Consider the following 15,001-nt stretch of genomic DNA (forward strand, 5'->3'; position numbering starts at 1 on the left):
GGGACAAGTCGTGCCGGGACAGGGGAATTTTCTGGTATAGGTCGGCGAACCTTGCAAACCCTCGACCGACCCGACTTCAATGACCGACAAGGGCGCCCATGGCCATCACCGCGAGCATCCGTCACCTGACCCACTACCGCTACGACCGGCCGGTGACCCTTTCTCCCCAGATCATCCGTCTGCGACCGGCGCCGCACAGTCGCACCCGGGTGATCTCGCATTCGCTCAAGGTCACGCCCGCGGATCACTTCGTGAACCACCAGCAGGACCCTTACGGCAACTGGCTCTCGCGCTTCGTCGTTCCCGAGCCCGTGCGGGAACTGAAGATCGAGGTCGACCTCGTCGCGGACATGACCGTCTACAATCCGTTCGACTTCTTCGTCGACGAGACGGCGGAGAGCTTTCCCTTCACCTACCCTGAGGAACTGGCCGAGGATCTTTCGATCTACCGCGTGCCCGAGCCCGCGGGCCCTCGGTTCACCGAGTTCGTCGCGGCGATCCCGACGGAGGCCGAGCGGACGGTGGATTGGCTGGTCCAGCTCAACGCCCGCATCCAGCAGGAGGTGGACTACATCGTCCGGCTTGAGCCCGGCGTGCAGACCCCGGAGGAGACGCTCGAACGCGGCAAGGGCTCGTGTCGCGACAGCTCGTGGCTGCTGGTTCAGGCGCTGCGCCACATGGGCCTCGCCGCCCGCTTCGTCTCCGGCTACCTGATCCAGCTGAAGCCCGACCTCGAGGCGCTGGACGGCCCCTCGGGCACCGATCACGACTTCACCGACCTGCACGCCTGGACCGAAGTCTTCCTTCCCGGCGCGGGCTGGATCGGGCTCGATCCGACGAGCGGGCTGCTGACCGGCGAGAGCCACATCCCGCTCGCCGCCACGCCGCACTACCGAAACGCCGCGCCCATCGTGGGCGGCTTCTCCGCTGCCGGCACGCCCGAGGTCTCCTTCGACTTCGACATGCAGGTGATGCGGACAGCCGAGCACCCGCGGATCACCAAGCCCTTCTCCGAGGAATCCTGGCAGGCCCTCGACGCTCTCGGCCAGAAGATCGACGCCGACATGCAGGCCTCCGACATGCGGCTGACCATGGGGGGCGAGCCCACCTTCGTCTCCATCGACGACTTCGAGAGCGCCGAGTGGAATACCGCCGCCGTCGGACCGCAGAAGCGCGGCCTGGCCGACATGCTCATCCGCCGCCTGCGCGACCGCTTCGCGCCCGGCGGCTTCCTGCACTACGGGCAGGGCAAGTGGTATCCGGGAGAGACCCTGCCGCGCTGGACCTTCGCCCTCTACTGGCGGCGCGATGGCCAGCCGGTCTGGAAGAACCCCGACCTGATCGCGGAGGAAGCAACCGAAACCGGCGCGACTCCTGACGACGCCTCGCGCTTCCTGTCCGGCTTTGCCGAGCGTCTGGGCGTTTCGCAGGACCACGTCCTGCCGACCTACGAGGATCCGACCGAGTGGATCATCAAGGAGGCCGAGCTCCCGGTGAACGTCACGCCCGAGGATCCGAAGCTCAAGGACCCGGAGGCCCGCGCCCGGATCGCCAAGGTATTCAACCGGGGCCTGACCGAACCCGCGGGCTACGCCCTGCCGGTCCAGCGCTGGCAGTCGCGGGCCGCGGGCCGCAAGTGGCGGTCGGAGTACTGGAAGACCCGGCGCGGGCACCTGTACCTCGTCCCGGGGGACAGCCCGGTGGGCTTCCGGCTGCCGCTCGGCTCCCTGCCCTACATTCCGCCGTCGTCCTACCCCTACACCTACCCCGCCGACCCGACCGTCGAGCGCGGCGCCCTGCCCGATCTCCACGCTGAGGTCGCCGAGCGCCGCCGCCGGGTCCTGGAAGAACTCCAGCGCATCGCGGAGGAGGAGGCCGAGACCCTGCCCGAGACCAGCCCCGAGCATGTGCAGCCGGTCTCGGAGGCCCGCGACGCCGGTCCGCGCCAGAAGATCATGGAGCAGGGTGTCGATCCCGCCGGCGGCCATGTCCGTACGGCCATTGCGATCGAGCCCCGCGACGGGCGGCTCTGCCTCTTCATGCCGCCGGTAGAGGAGCTGGAGGACTACCTCGACCTTCTCGCCACAGCGGAGGACACTGCCGCCGAGCTTGGCCTGCCTATCCACGTCGAGGGCTATTCCCCGCCGCACGATCCCCGGATGAACGTCATCAAGGTCGCGCCCGACCCCGGCGTGATCGAGGTGAATGTGCACCCCGCCGCAAGCTGGGAAGAGTGCAAGGCCATTACCGAGGGCGTCTACGAGGAAGCCCGCAAGAGCCGCCTCGGCGCGGACAAGTTCATGATCGACGGCCGGCACACCGGCACCGGCGGCGGCAATCACGTCGTGGTCGGCGGCGAGACCCCGAACGACTCGCCATTCCTGCGTCGGCCCGACCTGCTGCGGTCGCTGGTGCTCTACATGCAGCGGCACCCTTCGCTCAGCTACCTCTTCTCTGGTCTCTTCATCGGGCCGACCTCGCAGGCCCCCCGGATCGACGAAGCCCGTCACGACAGCCTCTACGAGCTCGAGATCGCCATGAGCCAGGTTCCCGATCCCGACGAGGGCGAGGCGCCGCCGCCTTGGCTCGTCGACCGGCTCTTCCGGAACATCCTGATCGACGTCACCGGCAATACCCACCGGGCCGAGATCTGCATCGACAAGCTCTTCTCTCCCGACGGCCCGACAGGCCGCCTCGGGCTCGTGGAGTTCCGCGGCTTCGAGATGCCGCCCGACCCGCGCATGTCGCTCGCCCAGCAGGTCCTGATCCGGGCCCTGCTCGCGCGGCTCTGGAAAAGCCCGGTCAAGGGCGCGCCCACCCGCTGGGGCACCGTGCTGCACGACCGGATGATGCTGCCGCATTTCGTCTGGGCCGATTTCCTCGACGTGCTGCGCGACCTCTCGGACCACGGCTACGACCTGCGGCCGGAGTGGTACACGGCCCAGGCCGAGTTCCGCTTTCCCTTCTGCGGCGAGATCGAACACGAAGGCGTCCACCTGGAGCTGCGGCAGGCGCTGGAGCCCTGGCACGTCCTCGGCGAGCGCGGCGCCATTGGCGGCACAGTGCGCTATACCGACAGCTCGGTCGAACGGATGCAGGTGCGGCTCACCAGCCAGACCCCCGGTCGCTACGCCGTCACCTGCAACCAGCGGCGGGTCCCGCTCACGGCGACAGAGACGAGCGGAGAGTCGATCGGGGGCGTCCGGTTCAAGGCCTGGCAGCCCGCGGAGGCGCTGCACCCCGCCCTGCCCGTCAACGCGCCGCTCACCTTCGACATCTATGACACCTGGAGCCGCCGGGCGCTCGGCGGTTGCACCTACCACGTCGCCCATCCCGGCGGCCGCAACTACGACACCTTCCCCGTCAACGGGAACGAGGCCGAGGCGCGCAGACTTGCCCGGTTCGAAAAAATGGGACACACCGCCGGCCGCTACGATCCGCCGCCGGAGACGCCCCACCCGGAGTTTCCGATGACCCTCGACCTCAGGAGGCCGCCCGGCATTTGACATGGCCGACAGCCGCACGATCCCGCCGCCGCTGGGCGACGCCCTGCTCTCGGGCTATCGCCCGCGCGCCGGCGTGGCCGACGAGCTCTTGCGGCCTGACGGGAGCCTGCGCCCGGTCTGGCAACCGCTGATCGACGTCCTCTCGCGGCAGACGCCCGAGGGTCTCGCCCAGCGCTTCGCCCGCGGCGACCAGTACCTCCACGACGCGGGGGTCTACTACCGCCAGTACACCACGGACGGCTCGACCGAGCGGGACTGGCCCCTAAGCCATGTCCCGGTGATGATCGGCGCCGACGAATGGCAACGGCTCTCGGCGGGCATCGCCCAGCGCGCCGAACTGCTCGAACGGGTCATGGCCGACCTCTACGGGTCCGGTAATCTCGTCCGCGAGGGCCTGCTGCCCGCGCAGGTCGTGGCGCAAAGCCCGGAATGGCTCCGCCCGCTGGTCGGCATCCAGCCCCGGTCGGGGCATTTCCTGTATTTCCTCGCCTTCGAGATAGGCCGCTCGCCCGACGGGTCTTGGTTCGTCCTCGGCGACCGGACACAGGCGCCCTCCGGCGCGGGCTTCGCGCTGGAAAACCGGATAGCGACGCTCAGGATCTTCTCGGACCACTACCCGCAGGCCAACGTCGAGCGGCTCGCGGGCTTCTTCCGGCAATTCCGCGATGCGCTGAACGGCCTGCGGGACGAGGGATCGGGTCGCGTCGCGATCCTCACGCCGGGGCAGGAGACCGATACCTTCTTCGAGCATGCCTACATCGCGCGCTACCTCGGGTTCACCCTGTTGGAGGGGGAGGACCTGCGGATCGCCTCCGACCGGCTCGCCGTCCGCACGGTCCGTGGCCCGGAGCCGCTCAGCGTGATCTGGCGACGCCTGGACAGCCGCTACGCCGACCCTCTCGAACTCGACGAGAACTCGGCCCTCGGGACGCCGGGGATGGTCGCGGCCCTGCGTGCGGGTGCTGCGACCATGGTCAACTGCCTCGGGTCGGGCGTACTGGAGACACGCGCGCTTCTGGCCTTTCTGCCGGGGCTCTGCGAGCGGCTGATGGGCGAGCCTCTGAAGCTACCCAACATCGCCACATGGTGGTGCGGTGCGCCTGCCGAGCGCGATTACGTCCGGCAGAACCTCGACCGGATGCTCGTGGGCCCTGCCTTCTCCACCCGCCTCCCGTTCGAAAGCGACCGGGCGGACCTAGACCCGGACGTCTCCATCGAAGAACTGCTGGATCGGGAGGGAGAGCGTCTTGTGGGTCAGGAGGCGGTCACGCTGTCGACGACGCCGGCCTTCGTCGATGGGCAACTCAGGCCGCGCCCGATGACGGTCCGCGTTTTCGCGGCGCGCACGCCGCAGGGGTGGACCGTCATGCCCGGCGGATACGCCCGGATCGGCCGCACGGGCGATGCCGCCGCACTCGCCATGCAGCAAGGAGGATCGGTGGCCGATGTCTGGATCGCCTCCGACGCGCCACCGGAGTCCGTGAGCCTGACCGAGCCGGCGACAGGTCCCTTCGTCCGGCGGATGCCCGGGCTCCTGCCCTCCCGCGCGGCCGACAACCTCTTCTGGCTCGGTCGCTACGTCGAGCGGGCCGAGGGGCTCATCCGCCTGCTGAGGGCCTACCACATGCGGCTCTCGGGGGGCGGCACCGCCACGCAGCCGCTGCTCGACTACTTGAAGACGTATCTCGGCACCTATGCCGAGCCGGACGACCCTGTCCCCGAGGCGCTACTCGACCTGTTGGGCGCTGCCCGGAGCTGCGCGCTCCGCGTCCGCGACCGGTTCTCGCCCGATGGCTGGCTCGCGCTGGACGAGCTGGAGGAGGCGGCGCGGGAGATGGCCGGGACCCGGCGGGCTGGAGACGACGCCGCCCGCGCCATGGGCGATCTCCTGCGGCGGCTCGCGGGGTTCTCCGGCCTCGTGAACGAGAACATGTTCCGCTTCACCGGCTGGCGTTTCCTGACGATCGGCCGCTCCCTGGAGCGGGCACATGCGGGGGCCGAGCTTCTCCGGGTCTTCGCCGACGACGACGCTCCGTCGGGCGCCTTCGACGTGGCGGTGGAGGTCGCGGACAGCGTGATGACCCACCGCCGCCGCTACTCGGTGGAGACCAACCGGGCGACGGTAATCGACCTGCTCGCGCTCGACGACAAGAACCCGCGCGCAGTGGTCTACCAGGTGGCGCTCATGCGCGGCGAGGTGGCCGAACTGCCCGCCGCGACGGTGGCCGGACGGATGTCGGAACTCTCGAGCGCGCTCTTGCGGCTGCATACCGAGCTGCAGGTCGTCGCCCCGGAGGACCTGGACTCGGGGACGCTCGCCGGGATCCGGGACGAGATCGCCGCGCTCTCGGACCGGCTCTCGGCGCAGTACCTGGCCTAGGCGATGCTCTACGATATCCGTCTCTCGATCAGCTACGACTACGACCAGCCCGCCGCGGCGGGGCGGCACCTCTTGCGGATCCTGCCGCGTGGCCTGCCGGACCAGCAGGTGATCTCGGGCCGGATCGAGACCGATCCGCCCGCCTCGTTCCGCCGCGACGGGACGGACTTCTTCGGCAACCCGACGACCGAGATCGCCATCGACCGGCCGGTCGACGAGATGACCGTCTCGTTCACTGGACGTGTGCAGCGGGAGGTTACGGATTCGGTCTTCGACCTGGCGCCGCGGCTCGAGGATCTACCGGGTGAGATCGCGGGGTTCGCCGCGCTCGGGCCGGAGGCGCCGCATCATTTCCTGGGGCGGTCCGACCGGGTCCATCCATCCGCCGAGATCACCACTTTCGCGCGGGACGCGACGCGCGGGGCCCGGTCCGTCCTGGGCGCGCTCACGGCGCTGACCCATGCCCTGCACGCCGAGATGGCCTTCGACGCGGAAGCGACGGAGGTGAGCACGCCGACGCTCGAGGCGTTCAACGCCCGGCGGGGGGTCTGCCAGGACTTCAGCCATGTCATGATCGCCGCTCTGAGGGGACTGGGGATCCCGGCGGGATATGTCTCGGGCTTTCTTCGGACGCTGCCGCCCGAGGGGCGGGCGCGGCTGGAGGGGGCCGATGCCATGCACGCCTGGGTGCGGGCCTGGTGCGGGACCGAGATGGGGTGGGTGCAGGTGGACCCGACAAACGACATGGTGGCCGGCAACGATCACGTCGTGGTCGCCTTCGGACGGGACTACGCGGATGTCGCGCCGATCCGGGGGGCGCTCCGCTCTTCAGGGAGCCACTCGACCCGGCACGAGGTGGACGTGGTGCCGGTGAACATGGAGCGTCCAAGTTTGGACAGTGTTTCAACTTATTGAAATAACTACACTAATATGGTTAACGGAATTTCCGTTAACCATTTTGGCCCCACGCTCCTAGCTCTGAAGGGCGCGCACGAGAACCGGCAGGCTTTGGTCGAGGCGATAGTCGATCGAGGAATGGTTGTCGTCGAATTCCTCGTAGACGTGGGCGACACCGGCCGCCTTCAGTAGCCGCGTGAGACGCCGGGCGCCGTAGAGCAGGTTGAACTGATCGACGCGGCCGCATTCGATCCAGAGCGCCTTCATCTCCTTCAGCGCCGGGACATGGGCGGGCGCGGCGACGACCGGGTCGTGCTCCAGCCAGGCCTCCCACCGCTCCGGGATCACCTCGCAGGTCTCCATGTCCACCGGCAGGCGGATGCCGCAGAAGGACCCCGGATCCGGATCGTAGGTGGCGGCCATCGCAAGCGTCATGAGGACGTGAATACCGCCGCCGGCGAACTTCGGGCCGGCTTCGAAGCCTGTGAGCCAGTCCTCGACCGAGCCGGCCTTCGCCAGCGCCCGCAAGGCCTGCGGCATGTCAGGCAGGTAACAGAGCTCGAAGGCCATGTCGCCGGAGTGGCACGCCGCGGCGGACCAGACATCGGGGTGGCGCATGGCGTGCATGAGGGCGCCGTAACCGCCCGAGGACTTTCCGAAGACCCCGCGCCGCCCCTCGCCGCCGCATCCGAAGGTCGCCTCGACCGCGCGCAGCATGGGCCCGGTGAGCCAGCCGGCCCAGGGCCCCATGGCGGCGGAATCGATGTACTGGTTGCCGCCCAACCGAGTGAAGCAATCGGGCATCGCCACGACCACGGGCGGAAGGGCGCCTTCATGTATCAGGCGGTCCAGACGCTCCGGCAGGTTCTCCCCGAAGTTCTTCCAGTTCGCATGGGCCGCGCCCGAGCCCGTGAACCCGGCGAGGTCGACCAGCAGCGGCAGCCCCTCGCCCGGGTGACCGGGTGGCAGGTAGACGTGGACGTCGCGCGCGACGGGGTCGCCCAGCATGTTGCGGGCGAGCATGTCGCTCTCGACGCGGAGCGTCCGGACCTCGCCGGCGGGAATGTCGTGGCGGCGGCGCATGGGACGTCTCCGGTTCAGGGCTCGTATCTGACGATGGGCTGCGTGACGACGACCACGTCGCCCGCGACGGCAAGCGAGAGCGCGCCGAAGGGCTGCCACCCCGCATCGATATAGTCGTTCACCTGTTTGGAAAGCCGGTCATGCTGCCCGTCAGTATTGTTGCTGGCATAGAAGGTGCGCAGCACCTTGTATTCCGCGATGCGGCTCATGGGCGTCTCCCTCATCCGGCCCGAGGCTAGCCCGAGCGTCGCCTCCGCGAAAGTGGACGCTGAGAATTCTAGGAAAACCGCCGGGACCCGCCGGAGGACTGCGGCCTAGCGCCGCGAACGTCTTGGAACCGCGCGATCAGAGCCGATCTAGGACCTGAGCAAAAGGAGCAAGGACTCATGGTTGGGCTGAAACCGATGATCGGCCGTCGCACACTGGGTGGTTTCGCGCTGGGGCTGACTGCGGTCATCCTCTCCGCTCCGGGGGCGAGCGCGCACGTCAACTGGTTCGTCGATCCCGACGCCACTCCGCTTCCGACCTACGGCATCGGCGACCCCGTCTTTCTTGGCTGGCTGGTGCTTGCGGGGCTTCTCGTGACGGCCTCGGTCTGGCTCGACGACAAGCTGCCGAGCCCGCCGATCGCGGGGACCCGCACCCGGCACGACTTCATGGAGCTGCTCCGGGTCTTCACCGGCATGAGCTTTCTCCTGACCGCGTACGAGGGCGCGCTTCTCGCACCGCACCAGTCTGCCGTCGGGCCGGTGGGCACGGCGATGCTCTTCATGCAGGCCGGGATCGGGATCATGCTGATCGCCAACCGGTGGATCGCCTATGCCGCGGCCTTGATGCTGGTCCTTCAGCTCGGTGTCGCGATGAAGTTCGGGCTCTTCGCAGCGCTGGAATACGCCATCTACATCGGGATCGCCCTCTTCCTGCTGTTCAACAGCCTGGAGGGCGAACTTCAGCGGAGGTTGAAGCCCTATTCCGTCGATGTCCTGCGGATCTGCACCGGCGTTTCCCTGGTGGCGCTGGCAATCGGGGAAAAGCTCGCGCCCTCGTCCCTCGGTCAGACCTTCGTCGCGCAGTACCAGTGGAATTTCATGCAGGGGCTGGGGGTCGAGGCCTTCGACGACCGGCTTTTCGTGCTGTCGGCCGGCATGGTGGAAGCGGTGATCGGCATTGTCCTGATCCTTGGGACGACCACCCGCCTGGCCATCCTCGCGCTGTCGGTCACGATGGCGATCTCGAACGTGGTCTTCATCCTTCAAGGCAACAGCGAAGCCGCACTCGTCGAGTTCATCGGCCACATGCCGATCATCGGCGTCGCGCTCGTCCTTCTGCTGCTGGGTTACGGCCGTCGGATCAAGGTCACCCATGCCTTCCGGTCAGCGGGGACCGCCGCCTCCGGTGCCTGAGACCTGCCCTCCCTAAGGTAACTTTTTCGAGAACTCCCGGAAAAGGCGAGTGCGGAGAAGGTTTTTCATCTTAGGCTAGGGCTGCCTCAGAGAGCGACCGGGCGTCCGTTCCCCGGTCGAGCGCGCGTAGACCTCTCCGACTTGTCCCAAGTCCTCGCGCCTTCTCATCCCCAGTAGGCGGAGGCCCGGGTGCCACTCCCGTGCCCGGGCCTCGATCTACGGTCGTGATCCGTCCGGACAGAATGAGAGACCCCATGGGTGATCCATGGGGCCTGTCAGTCGTCACACATTTTTTGCCAGTAGCGGGAAGTGAACCCCCCGGAGCCCGGATCGGTTCCCGCGGACGCCGCTCCGGGTGGCATTCGGCGCCGCCACCGCAGCGGGTTCAGCCGTAGGGAGACTGGTTGGTCGGCTTGAGGCTGATGTTCTGCTCTGATGCCTTGTCGTAGATCGACTCTTCCGACCGTCCGAGCTTGAGACCGATGACGCGGGTTGGCGTGTTCTCGCTGGCCAGGTGCTTCAGCTCGTTGATGTCCTCGGCGGACCAGGGTTTGCCGTCGTTTTCCGGTGTCTTGCTCATGGCGTCGCATCCCATCTTGGAGTCTGCCGGATAACGGAGCGCCTATGACGCCGGTTCCCCTGGCCCCGGGGTGCGAAGCCGCTCGCGTCCGGGCCCGGAGAGGGTAATGTCGGTCTCGAAGACATGGCTCCTGGCCGAAACGAGGGGATCCCGCATGCAAGCGATACTGGAGTACGCGAGCTACATGCCGCATGGCTACTGCCTGTTCTGGCAGCCCTGGCTGGTGATCCTCTTCGTCGGGTCGGATTTCCTGATCTTCGCCTCCTACTCGGCGATCCCCATCGCGCTCTGGTCCTTTCTCAGGCAGCGGCAGGACATCAGGTATCGCGGCCTGGTCGCGCTGTTCTCGGCCTTCATCCTGCTCTGCGGGATCACCCACCTGGTCTCGATGTTGACGCTCTGGGTGCCGATGTATCCGCTGCACGGTGTGACGAAGCTGATCACCGGCATCGTCTCGGCCGCGACGGCCGTCATGCTGTTCCGCCTGATCCCCGAGCTCGTCCGGATCCCCGCGCCGTCGGAGCTGGAGCGTGTGAACGCCGAGCTTCGAAAGGAGGTCGAGGCCCACGAGAAGACGTTCGCCCTGCTGCGCGAGGCCCAGCGGGACCTGGAGGAGAAGGTGGAAGCCCGGACGGCGGAGCTCGAGGAGCTCAACGGTCGGATGGCCGTCGCCGCGCGGGAAGCGGTGCACCGGTCGAAGAACCTTCTGTCGGTCGTCACCTCCATCGCGCGCCAGACGGCCCGCGGGGCCGTGTCCAAGGACGACTTCGTGCAGAGCTTCATCGGTCGGATCGATGCCCTCGCCTCGGCGACCTCTTCGGTCATCCGGGGGGACGGGGCGCGGTCGGCGGATATCGGGGACATCGTCCGGTCGCAGCTGGAGCCGGCGCTGCTGACATACGGCGACCGGATCGCAGTGGAGGGGCCGCCGGTCGCGGTCGGTCAGCAGGGCGCGCAACAACTTGGGCTTCTGCTCCATGAGCTCGCCACGAACGCGCAGAAGTTCGGTGCGCTGGCGGGCGAAGAGGGGTCCATCGACGTGCGATGGGACCTGCGGGAATGGGCCACAGGGGATCCCGCCCTGAACTTCACCTGGAGAGAGGCCGGGCCCGGGGGGAGCGAAGCCAGCCTGCCCGATCAGGATGCCGGAGGGTTCGGCAGCAAGCTCTTGACCACCGTCGTGCCCGGAATGCTCAGCGGCTCGGCCACGCGGAGGCTCGAGCAGGGGTATCTCGTCTACGAACTGACCGTTCCGCTCTCCGCGATCGAGCCGGATACCGAGGCAAAGGAGGCAGGCGTGGCCGAAGCCTCTCGCCTGACGGAGCGCGAGTACGGCGTGCCGACCGCGGCGCGGGTCCCGCTTTGAGCGACGAGCCCCGGGGCAAGCCTTTCGGAGTCTTCGCTCTCCAAGGCTCTGCTCGCCGAGGAGAAAGGCAAAAGATCAGGGGAGTGTGGTGCCGGTGATAGGACTCGAACCTACGACCCCATCATTACGAATGACGTGCTCTACCAGCTGAGCTACACCGGCCACGGCGCGCCTCTTAGCACCGGCCCCGGGGAGGCGAAAGGCTATTTTTGCGCTTCTTCCGAGGGCCCCTGGGTCTCTTCGGCACCGGGCGCCGGCGTCTCGTCGACGACCTCGGCCTCCACGGGCGCCTCGTCGTCGGTCTCGGCCTTCTTGTCCAGCGCGCCCACGATCAGGGGCAGCATCTCGGTCCCGCGCGGCATCGCGACCTCGGACTCCGGTGGGCGGGTCCAGGTGAGGGTGTCGAAGCTGTGGCAGTTCGGGCAGACAGGCGCCCAGTCGCGCGTGATGTTGTGGCAGTTGTCGCAGATCCACTGCGGGCCGCGCGGCGCGTTGAGCGCCCGGGTCAGCCAGCCGCGCACGACCGAGTCGTCCTTTCCCTCGCCGCGTTCGATCGCGGCCATCAGGGTGAGCACGCGAGCCGTGGGATCGGTCTCCACCAGGTCGCCCAGGGCCCGGCGCGCCTCGGGGAAATGCTCCGCGGCGACGTTAAGCTCGGCCATGAGCATGCGGCTCTCGGCGTGCCCCGAGTTCGCACCGGTGAGCTCGCGGAATCGCTTGAGGCGCGCGTCCGGCTTTTCGTCCGGCCGGATCTCGGCAAAGGCCGCGGCGAGATCGGGATGCGGCTTGGTCGCCCAGGCCTTCTTGAGGACGCGGGCGGCGGAGCGCGGCGAGTTGCGCGCAATGTGGGCGCGGGCAGCCATGATCGCGGCGGGGATCAGCTCGGGCGACAGGCGGTTCGCCTCGATCGCGCCGTCGCGGGCCTTGTCCTCCTTGCCGTCGGCCATCTGGTCGCGCGCCTCGGAGAGCGCCAGCACGGCGTCGCGGCGCTTGTGCACGTCGCGCGGCATGGTGCCGTTGCGGAGCTTGGAGGCGAGCGTCGTGCGGGCGCCGGACCAGTCCTCCTCGTCGGCCTGGAGCCGCAGGAGCGTGTCCGAGACCTCGGTGTTCTTAGGCCGGAGGGTGAAGGCCTTTTCGGCAAGCTTGAGCGCGGTCTCGGTGTCGCCTTCGGCCAGCTTCTGCTTCATCAGCCCACGCACGCCGACGAAGCGGGTGCGCTCGTCCGACAGCAGCGCCTTGTAGGTCTGTTCGGCCTTGCGCTTGTCGCCGGCCATCTCGGCGGCTTGCGCGGCGAGGAGATTGGTCAGCTCGGGGCGCTCCAGATAGCGGTTCGCCCGGTCGGCCTTGATCATCGCGAGCTGGCCGTCACCCGAGGCGAGCGCCATCATGCCGTCGGCCAGGGCGTCGTAACCCCGGCGTTCCCGGTTCCGGGAGAAGTAGCGGGAGATCGCCGTCTCGTCGCCGTTGAGAAACTTGAAGGTCGCGACCAGCAGGCCGATCAGCTTGAACGCCAGCCAGATGAGGGCCACCAGCACGATCGCCGCGATGACGAGCTGAAGCGCGCTCAGCGAGATCTCGTAGCCGCCGGCGGTCATCGTCGCGCTCGCCGGCACCTCGAGCAGAAGGATAGCGCCCCAAGTCAGCGCCATCACGGCGGCGACGAAGGCCAGGATTTTGATCAGGGACCAGAGCATCATGGGGTGTCGCCTCAGTTCGACGTAACGTCTTGGGTGAGCGTCTCGACCGCGTCACGGGCCGCGATCCGGGTCTCGGCCGCCGAGATCCAGTCGGTTAGCGGCTCCTGCGCGTCGTCGGGCAGGTCCTGCAGCTCGGCAAGGGCATCGGCCAGGCGGCCCTGTTCGACGGCGGCACCGGCGCGGGACAGCACGGCGTCGGCGCTGTCGCCTTCGCGCGGCTCGACCGAGCGGACATTGAGCTGGCGGGTGAAGAAGGCTCCCATGCCGCCGCCTTCCTCGTCCGCTCTGGCCTGCGCGAGCGCACTGCGGGCCGCATCGGGGAAACGGTCGCGCAGGGCGGCCAGGCTGGGCACGCCCTCTTCGGCGTTCGCGGCCAGCGCCTCGGGCGTCTCGACCGCGCCGGTCGCCTGCAGCGCCGTCAGGGCCTCGGTAAAGGGTGCGCCGTTTTCGATGGCAGCGCGAATGTCTGAGAGTGCGGCGGCCGCGGCGGCACGGGCGGCGGCGGCTTCGGTGTCTTCCTCGATGGCCTCCGCCTCGGAGCGGATTTCTTCGAGCCGGGTCGAGACCTCCTCGGTCAGACCGGCAAACCGCTCCTCGATCTCGGCGGCGCGGGCGTTCAGCCCCTCGACCGCCTGCGCCGTCTCTTCACGAAGGGCGGCGATCTCGCGCTCGTAGGCGGCGACGGCCTCTTCCGACAGGCTTCCGTCGGCTTCAGGGCGCTGTTCCACGTTCGTCAGCCGGTCATCGAGCTGATCGAGGCGGTCGCCGAAGGAGGCCAGCGTATCACCCAGCTCGGTCTGCAGGGCGTCGATGCGGGCCGAAGTGTCGGCGCTGGCGCTGGTCGCGGCCTCGAGCTCCTGCTGGAGCGGGGTGAGGTCGGGGCCCTCTGCGAGCGCCTCGGTCTGCGCTTCGATCTCGGACAGACGCTGGTCCAGGCCGGTAATGGTTTCGTCCCGCGCTCCCAGTTCCGAGGCGAGGTCGAGCGTGCCGTTCTGCTGGCCGAGATACCAGGAGGCGCCGAAGCCGAGCGCGGCAGCCACGACGCCGCCGAGGAACAGGGGCACGAAGCCGCTGCTGCGCCGCGCGCGGGCTTCCGGCACCGGGCCGGTACTCTGATCGGGGATCGGAACGGGATCGGCGGGCGGCTCGGGGCGGCTCGGCGTCTCGGGCTCTGCTGCGCCCGGCGCTTCCGGCGCTTCCTCGGAGACCGGGACGTCGCGCCCGGACCGAGGGAGGGGCGTCATGTCGGCATACTCCGGCGGGACGCTCTCAGCGCCCTGGTCGGTCGATGTCCTCTTGTCGTCCTGCGCCACGTCCGCGCCCCCTCTGCCTTCACGGGACCGCTCGGGCCCGATCCGCAACGTAGCCCGCCGGGCAGGTGGCCTCAAGCCGACGCGTGGGATCCGCGACCGCGCTCAAGGACTTCGCGGGTCAGGGCGAGCATATCCGATGCCGAGGGATGCGGTGCGACGCGGCATTGGGCGGGATGCAGAGAGACCACCGCTTCCGCGACGGCGGGAGACATCGCGACGACGAGGAGCGGCGCGGCGAAGGGCCCCTCCGCGGCGAGCAATTCGGCGGTCCGGGGGGAGAAGAGCGGGACGACCACGGGCTCTGCCCCGGCGAGAAGGCGCCGCGCCTCTTCCGAGAGAGGGAGGGGGGTCTGTTCGTAGACGATACGCTCCTCGGTCGGCAGACCCGCCTCCGTCAGCCGCCGGGCGAGATCGCCGCGCGCGTGGCGGCCGCGGAGGTGCAGCAGCGGTGTAGGCGGTTGCAGCGACAGGATTTCATAGTAGAGCGCTTCGGCGTCACCTGCGGCCGCACGGGCATCGAGACCGGCCAGCCGGGCGGCCTCGGCCGTGGCCTCCCCCACGCAGAGCGCGGGCGTGCCTTGCGGAACGTTGAGCCGGGCGGCGGCTTCGGCCCCGCGCAGGGAGGTCAGGACCAGCGTGCGGGCCGACGGCAGGTCGGGGGACAGCGGTTCGATCCGGAGCAGCGGCGAGATGACCACCGGGCCTGCGTCGCCAAGCTGCCGCGCAAATCGCTCGGACTGGTCTTCGGGGCGGGTGAGCAGCAGCGCGGGCATGGG

At 68.8% G+C, this 15,001-nt stretch carries 11 protein-coding genes and 1 tRNA gene; 5 read left to right on the forward strand and 7 right to left on the reverse strand.

The genetic code is table 11. The features are described from left to right. Positions 1-98 precede the first annotated feature (98 nt). The 3 genes from F3S47_RS13245 to F3S47_RS13255 are packed head-to-tail and all read left to right on the forward strand — an operon-like array spanning position 99 to position 6,801. On the forward strand, positions 99-3,506 hold the full coding sequence (locus F3S47_RS13245; RefSeq protein ID WP_150445760.1) for a transglutaminase family protein: 3,408 nt from the start codon (positions 99-101) through the stop codon (positions 3,504-3,506). Position 3,507: 1 nt separating this feature from the next. Then, complete coding sequence (locus F3S47_RS13250) at positions 3,508-5,886, forward strand: circularly permuted type 2 ATP-grasp protein (protein ID WP_150445761.1); 2,379 nt, start codon at positions 3,508-3,510, stop codon at positions 5,884-5,886. 3 nt (positions 5,887-5,889) lie between these two features. Continuing rightward, a complete protein-coding gene (locus F3S47_RS13255) occupies positions 5,890-6,801 on the forward strand; it encodes a transglutaminase family protein (protein ID WP_150445762.1) in 912 nt (303 codons plus the stop codon). 57 nt (positions 6,802-6,858) lie between these two features. Here F3S47_RS13255 and F3S47_RS13260 read toward each other — a convergent pair whose 3' ends face one another. Both F3S47_RS13260 and F3S47_RS13265 read right to left on the reverse strand, forming a co-directional pair. Next, positions 6,859-7,866: an alpha/beta hydrolase gene (locus F3S47_RS13260; protein ID WP_150445763.1), complete on the reverse strand. Its 1,008-nt coding sequence runs from the start codon at positions 7,864-7,866 to the stop codon at positions 6,859-6,861. Between the two features lie 14 nt (positions 7,867-7,880). Continuing rightward, complete coding sequence (locus F3S47_RS13265; RefSeq protein WP_191090188.1) at positions 7,881-8,075, reverse strand: DUF1737 domain-containing protein; 195 nt, start codon at positions 8,073-8,075, stop codon at positions 7,881-7,883. A 177-nt stretch (positions 8,076-8,252) separates the two neighbouring features. On the opposite strand from F3S47_RS13265, the gene F3S47_RS13270 reads away from it, so the two are divergent. After that, positions 8,253-9,269, forward strand: a complete 1,017-nt coding sequence (locus tag F3S47_RS13270; protein WP_150445765.1) for a DoxX family membrane protein — start codon at positions 8,253-8,255, stop codon at positions 9,267-9,269. Between the two features lie 385 nt (positions 9,270-9,654). Here the strand turns inward: F3S47_RS13270 and F3S47_RS13275 are convergent, their stop codons facing one another. Continuing rightward, positions 9,655-9,849 carry a hypothetical protein gene (locus tag F3S47_RS13275; RefSeq protein WP_150445766.1) on the reverse strand — a complete coding sequence of 65 codons (195 nt, stop codon included), beginning with the start codon at positions 9,847-9,849 and terminating at the stop codon, positions 9,655-9,657. 154 nt (positions 9,850-10,003) lie between these two features. Here F3S47_RS13275 and F3S47_RS13280 point away from each other — a divergent pair, with 154 nt between their 5' ends. Continuing rightward, positions 10,004-11,215: a sensor histidine kinase gene (locus F3S47_RS13280; RefSeq protein WP_191090189.1), complete on the forward strand. Its 1,212-nt coding sequence runs from the start codon at positions 10,004-10,006 to the stop codon at positions 11,213-11,215. A gap of 86 nt (positions 11,216-11,301) precedes the next feature. Here the strand turns inward: F3S47_RS13280 and F3S47_RS13285 are convergent. From F3S47_RS13285 to F3S47_RS13300, 4 genes are all read right to left on the reverse strand, one after another. Further along, positions 11,302-11,377, reverse strand: a tRNA-Thr gene (locus tag F3S47_RS13285). A gap of 41 nt (positions 11,378-11,418) precedes the next feature. Then, the gene (locus F3S47_RS13290; RefSeq protein ID WP_150446161.1) at positions 11,419-12,909 is read right to left on the reverse strand and encodes a heme biosynthesis protein HemY; all 1,491 of its coding nucleotides are present in this window, start codon (positions 12,907-12,909) and stop codon (positions 11,419-11,421) included. Between the two features lie 14 nt (positions 12,910-12,923). Further along, complete coding sequence (locus F3S47_RS13295; protein ID WP_150445768.1) at positions 12,924-14,225, reverse strand: COG4223 family protein; 1,302 nt, start codon at positions 14,223-14,225, stop codon at positions 12,924-12,926. A 71-nt stretch (positions 14,226-14,296) separates the two neighbouring features. After that, positions 14,297-14,998: a uroporphyrinogen-III synthase gene (locus tag F3S47_RS13300; protein ID WP_191090190.1), complete on the reverse strand. Its 702-nt coding sequence runs from the start codon at positions 14,996-14,998 to the stop codon at positions 14,297-14,299. Positions 14,999-15,001 lie beyond the last annotated feature (3 nt).

Source organism: Histidinibacterium aquaticum (genome assembly GCF_008710275.1).
Taxonomy (GTDB): domain Bacteria; phylum Pseudomonadota; class Alphaproteobacteria; order Rhodobacterales; family Rhodobacteraceae; genus Oceanicola; species Oceanicola aquaticus.

Coding starts and splice junctions, on each gene's coding strand:
- F3S47_RS13245 (WP_150445760.1), top strand. CDS start 99: ATGGCCATCACCGCGAGCATCCGTCACCTGACCCACTACCGCTACGAC.
- F3S47_RS13250 (WP_150445761.1), top strand. CDS start 3,508: ATGGCCGACAGCCGCACGATCCCGCCGCCGCTGGGCGACGCCCTGCTC.
- F3S47_RS13255 (WP_150445762.1), top strand. CDS start 5,890: ATGCTCTACGATATCCGTCTCTCGATCAGCTACGACTACGACCAGCCC.
- F3S47_RS13260 (WP_150445763.1), bottom strand. CDS start 7,866: ATGCGCCGCCGCCACGACATTCCCGCCGGCGAGGTCCGGACGCTCCGC.
- F3S47_RS13265 (WP_191090188.1), bottom strand. CDS start 8,075: ATGAGCCGCATCGCGGAATACAAGGTGCTGCGCACCTTCTATGCCAGC.
- F3S47_RS13270 (WP_150445765.1), top strand. CDS start 8,253: ATGGTTGGGCTGAAACCGATGATCGGCCGTCGCACACTGGGTGGTTTC.
- F3S47_RS13275 (WP_150445766.1), bottom strand. CDS start 9,849: ATGAGCAAGACACCGGAAAACGACGGCAAACCCTGGTCCGCCGAGGAC.
- F3S47_RS13280 (WP_191090189.1), top strand. CDS start 10,004: ATGCAAGCGATACTGGAGTACGCGAGCTACATGCCGCATGGCTACTGC.
- F3S47_RS13290 (WP_150446161.1), bottom strand. CDS start 12,909: ATGCTCTGGTCCCTGATCAAAATCCTGGCCTTCGTCGCCGCCGTGATG.
- F3S47_RS13300 (WP_191090190.1), bottom strand. CDS start 14,998: ATGCCCGCGCTGCTGCTCACCCGCCCCGAAGACCAGTCCGAGCGATTT.